The sequence below is a fragment of the Bradyrhizobium symbiodeficiens genome (assembly GCF_002266465.3).
Classification (GTDB): domain Bacteria; phylum Pseudomonadota; class Alphaproteobacteria; order Rhizobiales; family Xanthobacteraceae; genus Bradyrhizobium; species Bradyrhizobium symbiodeficiens.
This window is the reverse complement of record NZ_CP029427.2, coordinates 1,498,976-1,517,134: the sequence shown is the minus strand read 5'-3', so window position 1 is coordinate 1,517,134 and position 18,159 is coordinate 1,498,976. Positions and strand designations below refer to the sequence as shown.

Here is an 18,159-nt window from a genome sequence, read left to right as displayed (position 1 = left end):
CGCATCGATTGCGATGCCGGCGAACGCGACGATAGCCTGAATAGGGCGCGGGAGATGTAGCGAAGAATTCAGATGCGTATGCGCATCGCGCAGCGGTCATAGGGTGCGCGCACGTCACGTGGATGTGAGCGTCAGACCTCGAGCCATTCCTGCCGCACGGCGGCATTTGCCTTGAGTTCGTCGGGCGTGCCCTCGAACACGACGCGGCCGTGGCCCATGATGTAGACACGCTTGGAGATGCGCATCGCGATCGACAGCTTCTGCTCGACCAGCAGAATGGCAACGCCCGCTTGTGCGATCCGCGCGATGAGATCGCCGACCTGCTGGACGATCAGCGGCGCGAGGCCTTCGGTGGGTTCGTCGATCATGATGAGGTCAGGATCCCCCATCAGCGTCCGGCACGTCGTCAACATCTGCTTTTCGCCGCCGGACAGCACGCCCGCGGCCGTATCGGCGCGCGCGGCGAGATTGGGGAACATGTCGAGCATGTCCTGCAGCCGCCACTTGCCGGGACGGCGCGTATCCTTGATGCCGAGCAGGAGGTTCTGACGAACCGTGAGGCTCGGAAAGATGTCGCGATGTTCGGGCACATAGCCGAGCCCGAGCCGCGCGATCTTGTGGCTCGGCAGCCCGACGATGTCCTTGCCCTTGAAGCGGATCGTCCCCTGCGGGGCCACCTCGCCCATGATGGCCTTGACCGTCGTCGAGCGCCCGACGCCGTTGCGGCCGAGCAGGCTTACGACTTCACCCGCGGCGACGTCGAGATCGACGCCCTGAAGGATGTGGCTCTTGCCGTAATAGGCGTGGAGATCCCTGACCTCGAGCATCAGTGTGCCTCCTCGCCGAGATAGGCTTCCTTGACCTTCGGGTCGCGCCGGATCTCTTCCGGCGTGCCTGATGCGATGATGTGGCCGTAGACCAGAACCGAGATGCGATCGGCGAGGCCGAATACGACGCTCATGTCGTGCTCGACGATGACGAGGGTCTTGCCCTCGGTCAGCCGCCGGATCAGCGCCACGGCGCGCTCCGTTTCGGCGTTGCTCATGCCGGCGGTCGGCTCGTCCAGCATGATGACGGTCGCACCGCTCGCGATGGTGATGCCGATCTCGAGCTCGCGCTGCTCGGCATAGGTCAGAAGACCGGCCGGAACGTCGCGCCGATGGGTAAGATGGATGTCGTCCAGGATCTTCGCGGTGCGCTCGCGCACTTCGGGCAGGCTGTCGACGTTCTTCCAGAAGGCATAGCGATGCCCGGTCGCCCACAGCACGGCGCAGCGCACGTTCTCCCAGACCGACATCCGCGCGAACACATTCGTGACCTGGAACGAGCGCGACAGGCCGCGCCGATTGATCTCGAACGGCTGCAAGCCCGAGATCACCTCGCCGTTCAGCTTCACCTCACCCGAGGTCGGCTTGATATGACCGCTGATCAGGTTGAACGTCGTCGACTTGCCGGCACCGTTCGGGCCGATGACGGCGTGACGCTCACCCTGCGCGACGCTCAGATTGAGGTCGCGGATGATGCCGACATTGCCGAAGCGCTTTTCGACGGCGCGGACTTCGATGGCTGCCGCGCGATTTTCAGATACCGCTCCGCTCATGCCAGATACCCCGGTCACGGGCGACCGTCGCAGCCCTGTCCCACGCCTCCGCGATCCGCCCCCAGGCCAGCCGTGCGACGAAACCGCCGCCGACCAAGAGAACCGCAGCGACGATCCATGTCACCGGCGATTGCGGCTTGAAGCCGACGCCGAACAGGTTGATGGCCTCGCCGCCGGAATAGCGCGCAACCGTCTCGATGGTCAGGATGACGCCGCAGGCCAGCGCCAGCGTCGGCACTATTGCGACGAGATAGGACGGAATCACCGTCCGAAGCGTACCCGCGCGAACCAGCGGCCGGTGCATCATCAGGAGGCCGGCAATGCCGCCGGGCGAGAACATCACGATGCCGATGAAGATGATGCCGAAATAGAGCTGCCAGACGCTGGTGACGCTGGTCAGCCCGAGCTGCAGGTAGGTCACCAGGATCGCGCCCAGGATCGGCCCGAAGAAATAGGCGGTGCCGCCGATGAAGGTCGAGAACAGCACGAGGCCCGACTGGATCGCGCCGAGATAGGCGGAGTTCGCGATCTCGAAATTGATCGCGGCCAGTCCACCGGCGACACCGGCGAAGAAGCCGGCAAAGCAGAAGGCGAGATAGCGGACGACGTGGGGATCGTAGCCGATGAACTGGACGCGTTCAGGATTGTCGCGGACGGCGTTGCTGATCCGCCCGAGCGGCGTGCGGGTCAGCGCGTACATCGCGATCGCCGACAACACCAGCCAGAACGCGATGAGGTAATAGACCTGAAGCTGCGGGCCGAACGACCAGCCGAATATCTTCGGCAGCGCGGTGCGGTCCGTGGTGATGCCGGATTCGCCGCCGAACACCGAGCGCAGGATCAGCGAGGACGACGCCACCAATTCACCGATGCCGAGCGAGATCATCGCGAACACGGTGCCGGCACGCTTGGTCATCACCCAGCCGATGATGATTGCGAACACGAGGCCGCCGAGCCCCCCGAATAGCGGGATGAACGGCAGCGGGATCGGCCATTTGTGCGCGACGACCGCATTCATCATGTGGCAGGCGGCGAAGCCGCCAAGGCCGTAATGCACGGCATGACCGAACGACAGCAGGCCGGTCTGGCCGAGCAGGATGTTGTAGGACAGCGCAAAGACGATCGCGATGCCGATCAGGCTGAACGTTGTCAGCGAGCCGCCGGAGGAGAAGACCATCGGCAGGCCGATCAGCGCGGCGATGCCGAGCAGCCAGACGCCGTAGAAGCGCAGGCCGTCACCGGCAGGCTTCGATGTCGAAGTCGAGCTCGGGGTCACCTTGGCGTTCATGACTCGCGTGTCCCCATCAGGCCCATGGGGCGTACGATCAGAATGATCACCAGCAGCAGATAAGGCACGATCGGCGCGACCTGGGCGATGGTGACGTTCCAGATGTCGGTGAGAACGGAGGGCCCGGCCGACGGATCGAGCGGGCCGAAGGCACTCGCGAGCGAGCCGTCAAGCGCCACCGCAAAAGTCTGCACCAGGCCGATGACGAGCGAGGCAATGAAAGCGCCAGGCAAGGAGCCGAGCCCGCCGAACACGATCACCACGAACAGGATCGGGCCGAGCGCCGCGGCCATGTCGGACTGTGTCACCAGCGCAGGACCGGCAATGACACCGGCAAGGCCCGCGAGCGCGCTGCCGACGCCGAACACCGCCATGAACACGCGCCCGACATTGTGGCCGAGATGGCCAACCATATGCGGATGCGTCAGGGCCGCCTGCACGATCAGGCCGACGCGGGTGCGCTTGAGCACGATCAGCAGCGCGACGAAGATCACGATCGAGACGGCCAGCATGAAGAGCTTGTAGGCGGGATAATTGGTCGAGAAGATCGTGAAAGCCGGGAAGTCGAGCAGCGTCGGCACGCGGTAGTCGACCGGGCTCTTGCCCCAGATCATCGACACGATCTCTTCGATCGCAAACGCGAGGCCGAACGTCAGTAGCAGTTCTGCGACATGGCCGTGCTTGTGGGTGTTGCGCAGGCCGTAGCGCTCCACGGCCATGCCGATGGCGCCGACCAGCAACGGCGCCAGCACCAGTGCCGGCCAGAAGCCGATCCATTTGGTGAGCTGGAAGCCGAAGAAGGCGCCGAGCATGTAGAAGCTGGCATGGGCGAAGTTGAGCACGCCCATCATGCTGAAGATGACGGTGAGCCCGCTCGACAGCAGGAAGAGCAGCATGCCGAACAGCACGCCGTTCAGGGTCGAAATGACAATGAGTTCAAGCACAGCGCACTCGTCTCTGGCCGGGGCCTGATGGCCCCGGGTGAATGTCGTCCAATCAAAGGCCTTCCGCCCGCCGCCTTCCCGCGACCGGTGACGGCCGCGGGAGAGCGATGGGCCAGGTGATTACGGCCGCGTCATCTTGCAGGTCGTGGAGACCATCGCCTGCGCGGTGTCGACCTTGGAGACCAGATGCCAGCCCCAGCCGGTGTTTTCCTCGTCGAACGGCTCGTTGGCGGCGAGTTTGCCGAAGGAGGAGATGTAGATCGGCTGGAAGAACTGGTGGTCGTCCTTGCGCATGACGCCCTGGCCGCCGTCGAGAACCTCGAACTTCAGGTCCTCGAGCGCCGCCGCGACCTTCACGGGATCGATCGAATTGGCCTTCTCGGCTGCCGCCTTGAACATGCGCATCTCGTTGACCGCACGCGGATACCACAGCGAGAGGCCGACCTTGGCACGGAACGTCTTTTCGAAGTCCATCGCCGACTGGTTGCCTGAGTTCGCGAAGCCTTCGGTGATCTGGAAGACCTGGTGGTCGAGGCCCGTCTGCTTGATCGCGGTCGGGCCACCGGCGCCGCCGGCATAATAAGTGTACCAGTTGACCTTCAGGCCCGCATCGGCCGCGGCCTTGAGAAGCAGCGCGATGTCCTGGCCCCAATTGCCGGTGACGACACTGTCGGCCCCGGAGGCCTTGATCTTGGCGATGTAGGGCGAGAAGTCGGTGACCTTGAGCAGCGGATGCAGCTCGTCGCCGACGATCTGGACGTCAGGACGCTTGGCGCCCAACATCTTGCGCGCATCGGTGCGCACCGACTGGCCGAAAGAATAATCCTGGTTGATCAGGTACACCTTTTTGATCGACGGGGTGCCCTTCATGTAGTTGGTGAGCGCTTCCATCTTGATGTCGGAGCCCGCATCCCAGCGGAAATGCCAATAGCTGCATTTGTCGTTGGTCAGGCTCGGATCGACGGCGGCATAGTTGAAATACAGGACTTCCTTGCCGGGATTGCGCGTGTTGTTCTTGGTGACGAAGTCCGAGAGCGCCGCGGCGACCGACGAACCGTTGCCCTGCGTAATGAAGCGGACCCCCGAGTCGATCGCCTTCTGGGCCTGCACCAGGCTTTCCTGCGGATTTGTCTTGTTGTCGAGACCGACGATCTCGATCTTCTTGCCGAGGATGCCGCCCTTGGCGTTCATCTCGTCGGCCAGATACTGAAAGGTCTTCAGGCCACCCTCGCCGACGCTGGCACCGCCGCCGGAGAGCGGATCGATGTAGCCGATCTTGATGGTGTCCTCGGCCGAGGCGGCCTGGCCGAGCATCGGGGCAATCACGGCAATGGCCAAAGTGAGCTTGCGCATTCTTTTCGTTTCCTCGCTGGCCATCGACTTTAGTCGATGGGTTCTTTTGCGCGTGTTGCAGCGCAATTTCAGCCTCTTATGAGCAGAATGACCTCCGTTTATCAAGCACAACCGAACATGGCTCCCGCCCGGGCCATGAAATAAAGCGGCTGCCTGAACCCTTCCAGGAGCTTTCCGCGGCAAGAAAATAGGACGGCAATCGTGGCGTGGTTCGGACGACGTATCGCGCGGATCTCATTGCCGGCGATTCCGACAATGTGAGCAATATTGAACAGAGGCGGATAGCATGGCGCGGCATGCTTGCCGCCACGCGGCCGGAATCGGCTGTCATCGGCGGCGGCTTCGGATCCAGCATCCCCCGCCATATGGGGAGTACCTTCATATGTCCGAGGTCTATAGTCGTCCAGAACCGACGTTGATTCCGATACCACGACCGCTGTGCCCGGCCTGCCAGAGCCGAATGATGCTGATCCACGTCGGGGCGTCTCGTGACGGACCCGATCTTAGAATCTTCGAGTGCTCCAAGTGCGGGAACATTCGCAAGATATCCCTTGACGATCCGATGAGATCGACCAAATAGCCGCGAGGCAGAGCGCGTAAGGTAGCAGCCATCAGAACAACGCGGACCACCGTTTCGTTCGCCAATCCGTTCGTCCTTCGGGACGTGGAGGGCGATCGCCCGCCGGTGAATATGTCGTCCTCACCGATGAGGAGCAGATCGAAGGGTTGTCGAGAATCGCCTATCGGCGCGTGGAGACGCTGCATCAAATGCCCGCGAGGTCTGCCTCGCAACTGCTGATCCAGTCCTACGCGATCAGCCAGACGGAGCTGGACGCCGCGCTCATGAAGGGCCGGCACCAGACTGTGCTGCGGCATTGAGCGCACGCAAGTCGCCTGGCGACCGGCCGAAATTGCCCGATAGGGATCAGGGGCGAGCCCGAGGCGGAACCGAGATTTGCCTAACTTGCCCCGCCAAGCCCTGCTAGGCTCGAACTCTCACATCAGGTTTTAACGACATCATGCCAAAGGCGGCGAAAAGCGCGTTCGATCCAAAACTCTTCCTCGCCAAGGTCGGCCAGGGCAAAGCCATATTGAAGTTCGACAAGAACCAGGTCGTGTTCTCGCAAGGCGACGCCGCGGATGCTGTTTTCTACCTTCAAAAAGGCCGGATCAAGGTTCTCGTTGTCTCCGAACAGGGCAAGGAGGCCGTGGTCGGAATCATGGAGCCCGGACAATTCTTCGGCGAGGGCTGCCTGAACGGCCATCCCTTGCGGATTTCGACGACGGTGGCGATGGAGCAATGTCTGATCACGTCCATCGCGAAATCAGCGATGCTCGTCGTACTCAGGGCCGAACCAAAGTTCTCCGAATTGTTCATGGCGTATCTGCTCAGTCGAAACAGCCGCATCGAAGAAGATCTGATCGACCAATTGTTCAATTCGAGCGAGAAGCGGCTTGCGCGTCTGCTGCTGCTACTGGCGAATTTCGGCACGGACGGCGCCACTCAACCCATCTCGGCGAAGGTCAGCCAGGAGACGCTCGCGGAGATGATCGGGACAACCCGATCCCGCGTCAGCTTTTTCATGAACAAGTTTCGCAAGCTCGGCTTCATCTCCTACAACGGCAAGATCGAGGTTCACAGTTCCCTCCTGAACGCGGTCTTGTACGACAAGCCTGAGATCGTGAGGGACGACTGAAGCGACTGAAGGCGAGGGCCTCGAGCCATCTCCTGCAACGATTGAAGGCACCTCATGAAAAGGCCGACCATGCAAGTCGAAGAGATCGAGCCGAGAACGATTCAAAGAGCCGATGTAGCCCCGGCCGATGGCTTCTCGCTTATCGTCGACGGCCACTTCAAGACCCGTCATGAAAGCGAAGCGGCTGCGCGGGCAGCCGGCACCGAGTTGCTCGGCAGATTCCCGATGCTGCAGATCCTGGTCTACGATGCTGCGACCAGGGTGCGGTCGCCGCTGAAATAGATTTCTGGTCGACCGGGCCCCGCCAGGGACGACAGATCACCTCTTCTTGAGGCGATCGGACGGGGTGTCGGAGATGATCCGGCGCAGGCGTCTTGCTTCCGCAAGGTGGCGGATGGCTGCCTTTGCGGCGCAGGACGATTCCAAGCTCTTCAGGCTCCGGCGATCCCGGGGCCGTTAGCAGCGCTTCGCCGTCGCGATCCAGATGCTTGTCGGAGCCCAAGGCGCCGAGCGTATGGCCGACCAACTCGCCCGAGAGGCGGTAGATGCTGTTCCCCCGAAGATCGTAAACTTTCTTGCCCGAGAGATCAAAAATCGACGCGCCGTTCACGACGCCGGCACGGTTTCCTCGGGTATTGAGTACGTATCGCTCACCAAACATTCCCCCTTTGGGGCCCCTGGGGAGGTACTCCCGGCGGCCGCCTGCCAAGTCGCGGCCCGGCCCTTCGCTTCTTCCTCGGCCAGACGCTTCAAGAGCCATCGCCGCCGGACGGCGTCTCTTTCCAGACCGATCTCCCGCTTGAAGATTTTGAGGTTTTCGCGATGGATGTAGTCTTCCAGATCTTCCATTTGGGGGACTCGCTCAAGTCGGTGGCCGCAAACCTTGGCTGTCCATCCAGAGAACGGCGGCCGATGTCATCGGATCTGTTTCGATTGCGGCGGAGTAAGCTCGTTGGCACCCGGCGCACCCGAATGTTCCGATCCCGAAGGCGGATAGACCGGGGATCCTCCAAAAGCTCATTGGTTCGCCGCACCAACGACAGTGCGGACCTTGGGCTGATGCAGGTGGAGAACTGTATGTGTGCGAATGTTGCAAATGCATGCGGTGCACCTCGGATCAGGCGAGAGCACTACAGCACTCTCAGTCACCGAAGATTGCCGATGAGGGGCGGTGATAAGGCCAGCATGGACCGCCGGGTCCGAAGTTACTGGTCAATATTGCTCTCGAGGAGAGGTTCTCTTCCGCCTTGAACCCCGCCCGCCTCGGCCTGCATCTCGCTCGGCGGGCATCTCCGCTACACGCCCAGCGCCTTCCGGTTGAAGTTCCGCAAGACGCGCAGCGACAGCGTCCGCACCTGGGCGACATTGAGAAGCCACGCCACGGCGGCATAGGCGCAACCGCCCGCAAGGCTCACGACGATCAGTGCCATGAGGCCGGTGCCGCCGGTTTGCGATCGCGCCAGCAGGATCGTTCCCGCCATCGCCGCAGCCGATATTGCGATGCCGGCGAGCCGGTTGAAATCGAACGGCACGGGGTGGGCCCGGTGCATCAGCACGATTGCGACGAGGAAGCCGATCGCCTCGGTCGCCAGCGTCGCCAGCGCGGCACCAAGGAGACCGTAGCTTCCGACCAGCGCGAACATCAACGCCACGCTCAGCACCAGGGTGAGGAAGGATTGCGCCGCCAGCATGAAGGGCCGCTCGGCGAGCTGGAAGCTGATCTGCACGTAGAACTGATTGGCGATACCGAAGAAGCGGGCCAGCACCAGGGTCGGCAGCAGCGCCGACACACCGGCGCGGAAGTCGACGCCGACGAGCGTGCCGGCGACCTGATCCGCTGCAAGCGCGAGCCAGATCGCAACGGGCGTGACGACGACGAGCAACAGCTCGAGGCTTTCGGTCAGCCGCTCCCGCGTCGTCTCCTTGTTATTCTCGGACAATGACCGGAACACCAGCGGCACGGTGGCCGCGGCGACGCTGGAAGCGATCATGACCATGAACTGGCGCGGCAGGTCTGCGGCGACGCCGAAGATGCCGGCGGCATCCTTGCCGAGCAGATAGGCAACGATCAGCCGGTCGCACGCCGAATAGACGGCAACGGAGAGCCCGGCCAGCGTCAGCGGCAAGCCGTAGCGGGCCAGCTGCATGAACTGGCTGCGCTCGAAGCGTGCGATTTTGGTGCGGTCGCCGACGAGGTTCAGGATGATGCCGGTGAGCGATCCCAGGCCGAACGCTGCGAGCAGCCCCAACCCACCCCAGCCGAGCCAGATGCCGAGCAGGCCGAAGCCGACGCCCGACACGCTGCGCACGATCGAGATCGCGGCAAACCGGTAGGGACGCAATTTGGCGCGCTCGAACTCCTGACCGACATCGACCGCATTGGCCATGATCGCGACGAACATGCTGGCGAGCAGCAGTTCGACACTGAGGTCGCTGCGGAACAGGAAGACCAGCGGAGTCGTGGCGCAGAGCACCGCGACGGTGAGCCCGAAAGCCACCATTGCCGTGCCGCGAAAATCCACCTCCGACGACATCGCCTGATAGCGCGACACCGACAGCTTGATCCAGGCGAAGAAGATCGCACCCAGGATGCCGGCGAGGCTGATGCCGACGACATAGACGCCGTACTCGGACGGCGTCAGCAGCCGCGTATAGGCCGTGACCGCGAAGAAGCCCACCGCCGCAGGCAGGATGTAGGCGACGAGATAAATCGAGAAATGGCGGTTCAGCATGCGAGCACGGGACCGGCGGCGGTCTTGCGAGTGTGACGGCCGTTCATGGATCGGCCTTGAAAGGGGGCCTTGGCGGGGCGAGCGAATGCGCCGCAGCATCGCTCAAGAGTGTCACATAAGTCTGCAGATCGTGCGGCGAATGAAGCTCTGAAGCCGCTTTCGCGCGTTAGCGTTAAATTTGCCCTTCCCCGAACGGCAAGGCGCGATCATGGAAGGAAACCATGACCTGCAGACGGCGGAAGTTAACCCCACGAGACGAAACCCCGGCGTCATGGGGCAACGCTTGGTACGATGGTGCGTTGGCTCGAAAAAGGACTGCCGTGATCAGGCTCGACAGACGCGAATTTCTCCTTGGCGGCGCCGCGGCACTCGCGGCAGGCGCATCCGTGTCGGCGGCGCCGGCGTCGAAGCTGGCGCAGCGCCATCAGGGGTTCGGCGCGGCGGCCACGCTCTGGGACCTGCAAGCCGATCCCAGGCTCGGCGAAGCCGTCAGCACCTATTGCACCCAGGTGGTGCCGGTGCTCGAACTGAAATGGCCGATGCTGCGGCCGAACGCGCACACGTTCAATTTCGAGCGCGCCGATGCGATCCTGGATTTCGCAAGGGACAACGACCTGACGATGCGCGGCCACGCGCTGGCCTGGTATCACGACATTCCGGATTGGGCCAAGCAGATCAAAGACACCAGGGGCGTCGAGCGCGCCTATGTCGATCACATCGGCACCGTCGTCTCCTACTACAAGGACAAGTTGACGTCGTGGGACGTCGTCAACGAGCCGATCCCGGACAATCCCCGCAGCCCGAAGGACCGGCGCGACACGTTCTGGACCCAGCATCTCGGCCAGAGCTGGATTCCGCTGGCCTTCCGCACGGCGGCTGCAGCCGATCCCTTCGTCAAGCTCGCGATCAACGAATATGACATCGAGTCCGCCAAGGACTCCTTCATTGCCAAGCGCGCGGCTTATCGTCACCTGATCATGGACCTGCTCGACCAGGGCGTTCCGCTTCACGCCGTGGGGCTGCAATCGCACCTCCATGCCGAGCTCGAGATCGACACCCATGGGCTGGCCGAGTTCGTAACCGAGCTGCGCTCGTGGGGCCTTGAGGTCTATGTCACCGAGCTCGACGTCGACGACCAGAAGCTGACGGGCAATCCGGCGGAGCGCGACGCCATCGTCGCCAAGCGCGTCAATGACCTGCTGACGGCGATCTCGACCAGCGGACCGGTCCGCTCGATCCTGACCTGGGGCCTCTCGGACCGCTACAGCTGGATCAACGGCACCTTTGCCCGCGCGGACAAGCAGCCGAACCGCCCGCTGCCGCTCGACGGCGAGTTCAAACCGAAGCCGTTCATGGACGTGATCAGCAAGTTCACAAAGGACGCGTGAAGGCGCGAGCTTAGCTGCGCGCCTTTAACTCGAACTCGGCCGCGTCGTCGATATGGTCGGGTGCAAGGCTCGGAGCGCGGCGATCGCGCGAGCTGAGCCGGAACACGTCGCGGATGTCATCGACCGAGGTCGACGAATAGGACTGGATGCAGAGCGCGACCTGCTCGGGCCTCGCGGCGCGCATCAGCGCTTCGATGGCCGGACGGTCGAGCGGCGTGTCGTCCCAATGCGAGACCGCGATGCTGTCTTCGGTGACCCGATGGGCGGCCAGGTGCTCGGGCGAGTTCGCGACGAAGTGGCCGTACATCAGATATTCCGAGAACTTCTTCTTCCGGCACAGCGCCAGAACCCAGTTCAAGCCGGTCGCCGACTTGATGGCATCGGTCATCGCACGCGCGGTGCCCTTGTCCCAGACCAGCGCGTTGCCGACGTAATCGTCGGCAGGGAACGAGCGCTCCTTGATGCCGAGAAGCTGATCGACGGTGCGCAGCCACAACCCATGCAAGGGGTGATCGGCGCCGATGTCCTTCGGCGTGACGAACAGCGGCGTCTTCTCGGCGCCGGCATATTGGCCGACGTCGAATTCGCGGAAGAACAGATTGTCCGAATCCAGGATGCAGACGCGCTGCTCGGGCGCATTGAGGACGCCGACGATCTTCAGGATCTGCTGGATGTGCCAGCCATGCACCGGCGACGACAGCAGCGACAGCCAGACCCGCCGCTTGCTGATGAACTGGAGCGCCGGCGGCAGCGCGAACAGCCATTTCGGCAAATAGCGCGAGGCCGGAACGATGACCCGCTTGTCGGACGCGAACCGCGCGAACAGCGGCAAATCCTCATCGTTAACGAGAACATAATGCCGCGTGTATCCGGTGAGCCAGGTGTCGATGCTCTCGCTGAGCAGCGAAAAGCGTTCGATATCCTTGGCATAGCTGGCAGTCAGCAGGGCAACGGAATGCATGGGCGCGCTCAAATGGCCATCAGGCCGTACTCATAGCGGCGTCGGCATGCATTGGATACGTCCATTCGCAATCAAGGTAAAATGAAACGATGCGTTAGCCATCCGGCGGCACCGTTCGGACCACGCTCGGCTGAAGCGACGGAGCTCTCGGCCATCGCGGATGATTACGGGGTTCACCCGCCAAAGCTGTGAATGACCCAGTTGCAGCTTGATTATTTGGCGCCACCGCGCAAGATTGTTCCTGCGTTTTGATTTGGACGAATATTTTCGACTGGGGGGTCGTTATGGGTGTGATTGAATTTTTCAAGAGTACATCGTTGGGCGACGAGGATCGCAAGGGTCTCCCAAAAATACTGGTTGCCGAGAAGAAGTAGGCTTCATCGGCCGCGGCGCGCAGGAATCGTCAGGCTTCACTTTCCGAAAGATGGGCCGCTCGCGGGTCGAGCCTGGGGTCTCGCACAAGCTTGCGCCTGTAAACCGGCCTGAAAATCGACAAGAATTCGCCCCGGTGGATCGCTAGAAGCGGTCTGCGTGGTTGATTCTTGCTCAGTTGTTTCTTCCGTCGGGACCGGGGATTTGCCCCCGGGCCTGGCGCTAAAGGCCCAATTGATGGCGAACGACAGAATTGAACTCTTTGTCGGATTGATCGAATCCATTGATGCGCCGGGCGCGGTCGAGGAGTGCCGGCGGCTGCTCTCGGTCGATGAACGGATCCGTGCCGATCGCTTCATGTTCGAGCGGCATCGACGGCAATATATTTTCGCGCACGCGATGCTGCGCCTGGCGCTGTCGCAGATCGCCTCCAACGTCGCGCCGTCGGACTGGTCCTTTGCAGCCGGCCGCTACGGGCGGCCGTTTGTCGCAGCGCCCGTGACATCGAGCGCTCTGCACTTCAGCCTGTCCCACGCCGACGGCTGCGTCGCCTGCGTCGTGTCGCGGCATGAATCCGTCGGCGTCGACGTCGAAACCGTGTCGCGGCGGGTGGCCCCGCTGTCCACGGCGCTTCGCTTCTTTGCGCCGGAGGAGATCGAAACGCTGCGCGCACTGCCGGAGCCGGCTGCGACCGAGCGCTTCTTCGACTATTGGACACTCAAGGAAGCCTATCTGAAGGCCAGGGGCTTCGGGCTCAATTTGCCGCTCGACGCCTTCGCGATGCAGGTCTCGCACGAGGCCATCGAGATCAGCTTCAAGCCCGATATCGCCGACGATCCCGACGGCTGGCGCTTCTCGCTGTGCTCGCCCTCGCCCTCGCATCGCCTCGCGATCGCCGACGGCTCCCGTGCGGACGGTGGCCTTCCCATCAGCCGCAATGCCTGGCCGCTCCAGGAAGCGGCTGAATGACGCCGCCGCGGACGCGGCCTCACCGCGCCTCTTCGAATCCCGCCAGCACCGAGGTCAGGTTCGCCCCCAGAATATCCGAGAGATAACCGCCCTCCTGCACGAACACGGTCGGCAGGCCCATCCTGGCGATGGCCTGGCCGATGCGGCGGAAGCCCGGCGTGGTCACGGCGAGGCCCTTGAGCGGATCGTGTTCGGAGGCATCCAAGCCGAGCGCGATCACGAGCGCGCCGGGGGCAAAGGACTCGATCGCCTTGCGCGCGACGTCCATCGCCTGGATGTAGCTGTCATCGCCGGTACCGATCGCGAGCGGGATGTTGAGATTGGTGCCGAGGCCGGGTCCCTCGCCGCGCTCATGCGCATAGCCCCACACATAAGGATAGTAGGCAACGGGATCGGCGTGGATCGACACTGTGTAGACGTCGGGCCGGGCGTAGAAGATGCCTTGGGTGCCGTTGCCGTGATGGACGTCGACGTCGAGAATCACGACGCGCTCGTGCTTCTGCCGCAGATGCGCGGCAGCGATCGCGCTGTTGTTGAGGAAGCAGAAGCCGCCGGCCATGTCGCGATAGGCGTGATGACCGGGCGGACGGCAGAGCGCGTAGACCGCATCCTCGCCATCCATCACCATCTGCGCGGCCGTGGCCGCAACGTCGGTCGCTGCGCATGCCGCAGCCCAGGTGCCCGGGCCGATCGGCGCCGCGGTGTCGGCGGTATGCCAGCCGAGTCGGCCTACGATATGGGTCGGATAGGTCGCGGCATGGCGCACCGGATGGATGTTGCCGATCATCTCCGGACCGGAATCGCCGAGCGCGGTCCAGGCGTCCCAGGCTTCGCTCAGGAACGACAGATATTCCGGACTGTGAATGCGCGCGCGAGGCCCCTGTCCGAATGTGGTCGGCTCGACCAGCTGGTGCTTGCCGTCCTTCAAGCCCTTCAGCAGGCGGTCGGCGCGCTCCGGCTGCTCGGTGGTGCGCTTGACGACACCGCGGACCAGGAAGAATTGCGGATCGTGGCTGCGGTGCAGTTCGGTATGGACGGCTTTCACTCAAACACTCCGTGCTTGCATGCTGTTCAGGCGGTGCCACAGACGTCTTGATCGTTGCGGCGGCCAGATGCAAGCAAGAAGAATGCCGTCTCGCCCTGCGACGGAAGCAGATCGGGGCTCAGCAGCGCCCGCGCTGCAGGCAATGCTCGCGACCCGGCTGATCGGTGCGGAAGGACTCGATGAAGCCGCCCTGGCGCTGGGTGACGAAGACCGTCTTGCCGTCGCTGCCGCCGAAGGCGAGATTGGTCGGCTCCTTGGCCTTCAGCGCGATCTCCCGCTCGACCGCGCCATTCGGCTTCATCAGCGCGATCGTGCCCTTGAGAATGCGCGCGACATAGAGCCGGCCGGCAATATCGGTGCGCAGTCCGTCGACGGTGTCGGGCTGAAACGCCTTGACGAGTTTTGCGGCAGAGAGCTCGCTGCCGTTGATCGCATAGGACCAGATCTGGCCGTTGCTGGATTCCCCGACATAGAGCGTCTTGCCGTCGGGGCTGAGATCGATGCCGTTGGTGGTGCCCATCGCACGCGGCGCCGACATGATCTGTCCCTGTACCGTACCGTCGGCGGCCTTCGCGATCCGCCAGATATGGCCTTCCCGGCCCTTCCAGTTCGGATCGCTCGCATAGATCGTGCCCTCGCGCGCGACCGTGATGTCGTTGGGCTGGTTCATCTCGTCGGAGTGAAACCAGAGAGACGGCTCGGTCGTCCCCTTCGCGATCGCGAAGATGTTGTGCTTCTTGTAGTCGGCGATGAACATGGTGCCGCTGCGATCGAAACGGATGGCGTTGCCGACACTGCCCTCGGGCAGCACCGTGAACGGCTCCGACGCGGTGCCACCGGCGGGCAGCCGACCGATGGTGCCGGGCTTGCCGAGATTGACCACGAACAAATTGCCCTCGAGGTCAGCCGCGGGACCCTCGATGCCATGAGTGTATTCGCCGGGAGGCGTCACCTGCGCGCTCTCGAACAGCTTCGTCTCTGCTCGGGCGGACGCCGTCGCAACGACGATGAGGACGCTACTGCACAGGCACCAGAAATTCCTGCCGGATGTAATAGCCATCGCCGTCGCTGCACTCGCCATTCAGATAGGGATCGGCCGGCCGGAAGAATCGGCTGAAGCCGGGTTTGTCTACAGCGTTCCTTTGTGTCACGACCACGACCTTCGCAGCCGGTATTTCGCCGCATTCCTTGCTGGTTTTGCCGAAGAACTTGCGCTGCGGTGGTCCCGGCTTGATCCGCATCCGTGTGCCCGGAACCATTGTCGCGACGAGCACATCCATGGTGTCGAGCAGCCGCGCGTAGCCGGGCTCGGTCTTCGGCAGGCCCTCGCCGCCCGGCGGCATCAGCTTCCCGGCGCCGATGCCGCGCAGGCGCGTGCGCAGTCTGCCGGCGCCGGGATCGCCGGGATAGATCCAGCCGTCCTGCGAAAGCATGAAGCGGAGCACCGCCGCGTCCTTCTCCGCCTCCGATAGGCCGCCCTTCAAACCAAAATCCGAATGGCAGCCGAGGCAATGCTTCTCGACGAGGCCTTTTCGCAGCGTGATCAGCCGGGCGTTGTTCTGCGCATCCCCAGCGACGAAAGCCGCGAGCTGGTCGATCATCGCCTGGCTGCGCATATCGCACGGCAGCGGTGGCGGCGGATCACCCGCGGCACGATCGATGCGGATCACCGTCTGGTTCTTGTCCTCGACCAGCCAGATCGCGCCGTCCTCGGCAACGATCATGCCGACGGGCGCACCTTGCGGCCGCGCGCCGTTGACGCGGTGCCAGCCTGCGATCAGCTCATCGAACGGCGCGGCGGCGACCTCGCCAGTGCCGGTCTGAAAGCTGCGCGCCGGATCGGCGGCGCAGCTGACGCGGTAATGCACCGGCGCCGGGGAAGGCTTGGGGAAACCGTGATCGTCGACATCGTAGACGAGGACACGGCTGCCGGTCGGACGATAGCCGTGGAGACCGACCAGCAGCTTGCCCTCCAGCTCCGGGAATTTATTGCCGTGATAATAGAGCATCGCGAGCGGCGCGCCGTGCGGCGGCATCAGCGAGAGCGGCGGCTTGTAGAGGGCGTTGGCCGTGCAGAGCGATTTGTAGACCCCGCCTTGAAGCACGTTTCTGAATTCCGGGCTCGGCGTCGACAGATCGTAGCAATAGGGCCAGCCATAATGCCTGCCCGGCTCGATCGCGTTGATCTCCTCGTTCGGCTTGAAGATATCCGGCAAGTCGCGGCTGTTCTCGCCTTGCAGGAAGGCGTAGCCGGCATCGGGAAAATTCGGATGCAGCGCCATCGCCATCGAGTTGCGCAAGCCCCTGGCATAGACGACGTGCGGCGGATCAGGATCCTTCGGTGTCAATGCCGGAAAAACGCCGCTCGCTGGCGGTGTGAATAGCCAGATCGACGCCATTGCGAACGCTCCTTCGGCCGCGGCACAAGGCTTTGTGATCGGCGCCGGCGTGACGCAGTCGTCGCTGTGCGAGCCGACATTGACGAAGAGCCGCCCGTTTTTGTCGAAGACGAACTGCTTGAGCGGATGTGCGCTCTCCTCGACCTTTGTGCCGTCGGGCAGCGTGATCCGGCGGCCCGGCATGTGACGGATGATGGTCTCGACCGTGCCGCGCGGATTGTCGGCGAGCGGATCGAAGCGGAAGATGGTCTCGGCGGTCGAGGCGTACAGCTTCCTGTCCGGCCCGATCGCCAGGCCGAACGGATATTCGATGCCGGTCAGCAATTCCTTGAACCGCTGCCCCGGGGCCCCGCGCGGATCGAGCAGCAGCAGTCGTCCATCACTATGGCCCCAGCCGCCCATGTCGGCCACCACGAACAGCTCGCGGCCGGGCACCTGGACGATCGCACGCGGAAATTTGAGGCGATCCTCTTCGCTGGCGACGAGCCCGGCGCAAAATCCGGCCTTCATGTCGATCTGGATCCTGGGAAAAGCGAGATCGCCGCTGCCGCAGGTTTCCGCGCCGATCGCATAGCCGCTGCGGCGGAGCGGCTCCGACGCCGCCGCCGAGGTGAGCCCAAGCAGCGCCGCCAAGATCCCTGCACATGCGCGCAGGCTTCGGCGTTCGCGCCTGGATGTGAAGTAGCTCACGGCATCTCCTCAGACTTCCCGCGAAAAGCTGTTCCATGCCGCCCGAACGCAGTCCAGTCGAACATCACTCGTCTGTGATTAAACCTCTAACGACCTCTGGGCCGACCAATCTCCGTAGATTCCCTCACCGGGATCGACCCGAATGTTTCACGAAGGCTTCGGGTGGTATCGAATTGCCATCCAAGTTGCTGCCGCCAGGAGGCGCATATGGTCCAGGTCTATTTTCACTGCTCCAACACCGAGGGCACGCTGATCGACCGCTACGGCGCCGCCGTCTCCAATCTCACCGAGGCGCGCGACCGTGCCTCCCAAATCATGCGGTCGATGATCCTGACGCCCAGCAACGAAGACTGGCGCGACTGGGTGATCCACGTCAGCGACGACGACGGCGAAGAGATTTTCGATCTCCCCTTCACCGCCATGCTCGGCAAGCCGCATTGAGGTGATGCCATGTTGATCGCGTCACTAAGCCTGTTCCGCCAGCCGCTGAGCTTCGTCGCCGCCAAATGGCAGACGCTGATCCGGGTCGCCGGCAACCCCTACCGCCCCGAGTTGCACTATATGCGCGGGCCGGGCCCCAAATGGCGCGCCAAGTATCAGGGCCAGCCGGCTGAACCGCTCGCTCTGAGCGCCGGTTCGTCGCTTTGACCTCCGTCGTCACGGCCGGGCTTGTCCCGGCCATCTACGTTTTTGGACGTGGGTCAAAGACGTGGATGCCCGG

The 18,159-nt window shown here is 63.3% G+C and carries 17 protein-coding genes; 6 read left to right on the top strand and 11 right to left on the bottom strand.

What is annotated here, in order from left to right:
* Positions 1–131: 131 nt before the first annotated feature.
* The 5 genes from CIT39_RS07145 to CIT39_RS07125 all read right to left on the bottom strand — a co-directional run bounded on the left by CIT39_RS07145 (position 132) and on the right by CIT39_RS07125 (position 5,185).
* Complete coding sequence (locus CIT39_RS07145) at positions 132–827, bottom strand: ABC transporter ATP-binding protein (RefSeq protein ID WP_094973697.1); 696 nt, start codon at positions 825–827, stop codon at positions 132–134.
* Positions 827–1,600, bottom strand: a complete 774-nt coding sequence (locus CIT39_RS07140) for an ABC transporter ATP-binding protein (protein ID WP_094973696.1) — start codon at positions 1,598–1,600, stop codon at positions 827–829. Before CIT39_RS07140 ends, CIT39_RS07145 begins: the two co-directional genes overlap by 1 nt.
* On the bottom strand, positions 1,581–2,888 hold the full coding sequence (locus CIT39_RS07135) for a branched-chain amino acid ABC transporter permease (RefSeq protein WP_334273086.1): 1,308 nt from the start codon (positions 2,886–2,888) through the stop codon (positions 1,581–1,583). Before CIT39_RS07135 ends, CIT39_RS07140 begins: the two co-directional genes overlap by 20 nt.
* Positions 2,885–3,832, bottom strand: a complete 948-nt coding sequence (locus CIT39_RS07130) for a branched-chain amino acid ABC transporter permease (RefSeq protein ID WP_094973694.1) — start codon at positions 3,830–3,832, stop codon at positions 2,885–2,887. Before CIT39_RS07130 ends, CIT39_RS07135 begins: the two co-directional genes overlap by 4 nt.
* Positions 3,833–3,952: 120 nt before the next feature.
* The gene (locus CIT39_RS07125) at positions 3,953–5,185 is read right to left on the bottom strand and encodes a branched-chain amino acid ABC transporter substrate-binding protein (protein ID WP_094973693.1); all 1,233 of its coding nucleotides are present in this window, start codon (positions 5,183–5,185) and stop codon (positions 3,953–3,955) included.
* 1,019 nt (positions 5,186–6,204) lie between these two features.
* On the opposite strand from CIT39_RS07125, the gene CIT39_RS07120 reads away from it, so the two are divergent.
* Together CIT39_RS07120 and CIT39_RS07115 are read left to right on the top strand one after the other, a co-directional pair.
* Positions 6,205–6,882 carry a Crp/Fnr family transcriptional regulator gene (locus CIT39_RS07120; RefSeq protein ID WP_094973692.1) on the top strand — a complete coding sequence of 226 codons (678 nt, stop codon included), beginning with the start codon at positions 6,205–6,207 and terminating at the stop codon, positions 6,880–6,882.
* 54 nt (positions 6,883–6,936) lie between these two features.
* The gene (locus CIT39_RS07115) at positions 6,937–7,164 is read left to right on the top strand and encodes a hypothetical protein (protein WP_094973691.1); all 228 of its coding nucleotides are present in this window, start codon (positions 6,937–6,939) and stop codon (positions 7,162–7,164) included.
* A gap of 324 nt (positions 7,165–7,488) precedes the next feature.
* On the opposite strand, the gene CIT39_RS07110 is transcribed toward CIT39_RS07115, so the two are convergent.
* On the bottom strand, positions 7,489–7,731 hold the full coding sequence (locus tag CIT39_RS07110) for a hypothetical protein (RefSeq protein ID WP_155526011.1): 243 nt from the start codon (positions 7,729–7,731) through the stop codon (positions 7,489–7,491).
* Between the two features lie 446 nt (positions 7,732–8,177).
* Complete coding sequence (locus tag CIT39_RS07105; protein WP_094973690.1) at positions 8,178–9,614, bottom strand: lipopolysaccharide biosynthesis protein; 1,437 nt, start codon at positions 9,612–9,614, stop codon at positions 8,178–8,180.
* 320 nt (positions 9,615–9,934) lie between these two features.
* Between CIT39_RS07105 and CIT39_RS07100 the strand changes: the two genes are divergently transcribed.
* Positions 9,935–11,002 (top strand): endo-1,4-beta-xylanase, encoded by a 1,068-nt coding sequence (locus tag CIT39_RS07100; RefSeq protein ID WP_094973689.1) that lies wholly within the window; start codon positions 9,935–9,937, stop codon positions 11,000–11,002.
* A gap of 10 nt (positions 11,003–11,012) precedes the next feature.
* Here CIT39_RS07100 and CIT39_RS07095 read toward each other — a convergent pair whose 3' ends face one another.
* On the bottom strand, positions 11,013–11,963 hold the full coding sequence (locus tag CIT39_RS07095) for a DUF6492 family protein (protein ID WP_094973688.1): 951 nt from the start codon (positions 11,961–11,963) through the stop codon (positions 11,013–11,015).
* A gap of 609 nt (positions 11,964–12,572) precedes the next feature.
* On the opposite strand from CIT39_RS07095, the gene CIT39_RS07090 reads away from it, so the two are divergent.
* Positions 12,573–13,304: a 4'-phosphopantetheinyl transferase family protein gene (locus tag CIT39_RS07090; protein WP_094973687.1), complete on the top strand. Its 732-nt coding sequence runs from the start codon at positions 12,573–12,575 to the stop codon at positions 13,302–13,304.
* A gap of 19 nt (positions 13,305–13,323) precedes the next feature.
* Here the strand turns inward: CIT39_RS07090 and CIT39_RS07085 are convergent, their stop codons facing one another.
* The 3 genes from CIT39_RS07085 to CIT39_RS07075 form a co-directional block, all read right to left on the bottom strand.
* Positions 13,324–14,349, bottom strand: a complete 1,026-nt coding sequence (locus tag CIT39_RS07085) for a histone deacetylase family protein (RefSeq protein WP_094973686.1) — start codon at positions 14,347–14,349, stop codon at positions 13,324–13,326.
* Between the two features lie 118 nt (positions 14,350–14,467).
* Positions 14,468–15,409: an SMP-30/gluconolactonase/LRE family protein gene (locus CIT39_RS07080; RefSeq protein WP_162308385.1), complete on the bottom strand. Its 942-nt coding sequence runs from the start codon at positions 15,407–15,409 to the stop codon at positions 14,468–14,470.
* Positions 15,366–17,438, bottom strand: coding sequence for a PQQ-dependent sugar dehydrogenase (locus CIT39_RS07075; RefSeq protein WP_094973684.1), 2,073 nt, complete (start codon positions 17,436–17,438; stop codon positions 15,366–15,368). The genes CIT39_RS07080 and CIT39_RS07075 overlap by 44 nt, the downstream gene beginning before the upstream one ends.
* 207 nt (positions 17,439–17,645) lie before the next feature.
* On the opposite strand from CIT39_RS07075, the gene CIT39_RS07070 reads away from it, so the two are divergent.
* Both CIT39_RS07070 and CIT39_RS07065 read left to right on the top strand, forming a co-directional pair.
* On the top strand, positions 17,646–17,879 hold the full coding sequence (locus CIT39_RS07070) for a DUF6894 family protein (protein ID WP_094973683.1): 234 nt from the start codon (positions 17,646–17,648) through the stop codon (positions 17,877–17,879).
* Between the two features lie 9 nt (positions 17,880–17,888).
* The gene (locus CIT39_RS07065; RefSeq protein ID WP_334273083.1) at positions 17,889–18,086 is read left to right on the top strand and encodes a hypothetical protein; all 198 of its coding nucleotides are present in this window, start codon (positions 17,889–17,891) and stop codon (positions 18,084–18,086) included.
* The last annotated feature ends 73 nt before the right edge of the window (positions 18,087–18,159 follow it).

What these genes read in the sequence shown, in the direction of transcription:
- CIT39_RS07140 (WP_094973696.1), bottom strand. Translation starts at nt 1,600, where the DNA reads ATGAGCGGAGCGGTATCTGAAAATCGCGCGGCAGCCATCGAAGTCCGC.
- CIT39_RS07110 (WP_155526011.1), bottom strand. Translation starts at nt 7,731, where the DNA reads ATGGAAGATCTGGAAGACTACATCCATCGCGAAAACCTCAAAATCTTC.
- CIT39_RS07105 (WP_094973690.1), bottom strand. Translation starts at nt 9,614, where the DNA reads ATGCTGAACCGCCATTTCTCGATTTATCTCGTCGCCTACATCCTGCCT.
- CIT39_RS07145 (WP_094973697.1), bottom strand. Translation starts at nt 827, where the DNA reads ATGCTCGAGGTCAGGGATCTCCACGCCTATTACGGCAAGAGCCACATC.
- CIT39_RS07120 (WP_094973692.1), top strand. Translation starts at nt 6,205, where the DNA reads ATGCCAAAGGCGGCGAAAAGCGCGTTCGATCCAAAACTCTTCCTCGCC.
- CIT39_RS07095 (WP_094973688.1), bottom strand. Translation starts at nt 11,963, where the DNA reads ATGCATTCCGTTGCCCTGCTGACTGCCAGCTATGCCAAGGATATCGAA.
- CIT39_RS07080 (WP_162308385.1), bottom strand. Translation starts at nt 15,409, where the DNA reads ATGGCTATTACATCCGGCAGGAATTTCTGGTGCCTGTGCAGTAGCGTC.
- CIT39_RS07070 (WP_094973683.1), top strand. Translation starts at nt 17,646, where the DNA reads ATGGTCCAGGTCTATTTTCACTGCTCCAACACCGAGGGCACGCTGATC.
- CIT39_RS07090 (WP_094973687.1), top strand. Translation starts at nt 12,573, where the DNA reads ATGGCGAACGACAGAATTGAACTCTTTGTCGGATTGATCGAATCCATT.
- CIT39_RS07065 (WP_334273083.1), top strand. Translation starts at nt 17,889, where the DNA reads ATGTTGATCGCGTCACTAAGCCTGTTCCGCCAGCCGCTGAGCTTCGTC.
- CIT39_RS07125 (WP_094973693.1), bottom strand. Translation starts at nt 5,185, where the DNA reads ATGCGCAAGCTCACTTTGGCCATTGCCGTGATTGCCCCGATGCTCGGC.
- CIT39_RS07135 (WP_334273086.1), bottom strand. Translation starts at nt 2,888, where the DNA reads ATGAACGCCAAGGTGACCCCGAGCTCGACTTCGACATCGAAGCCTGCC.
- CIT39_RS07115 (WP_094973691.1), top strand. Translation starts at nt 6,937, where the DNA reads ATGAAAAGGCCGACCATGCAAGTCGAAGAGATCGAGCCGAGAACGATT.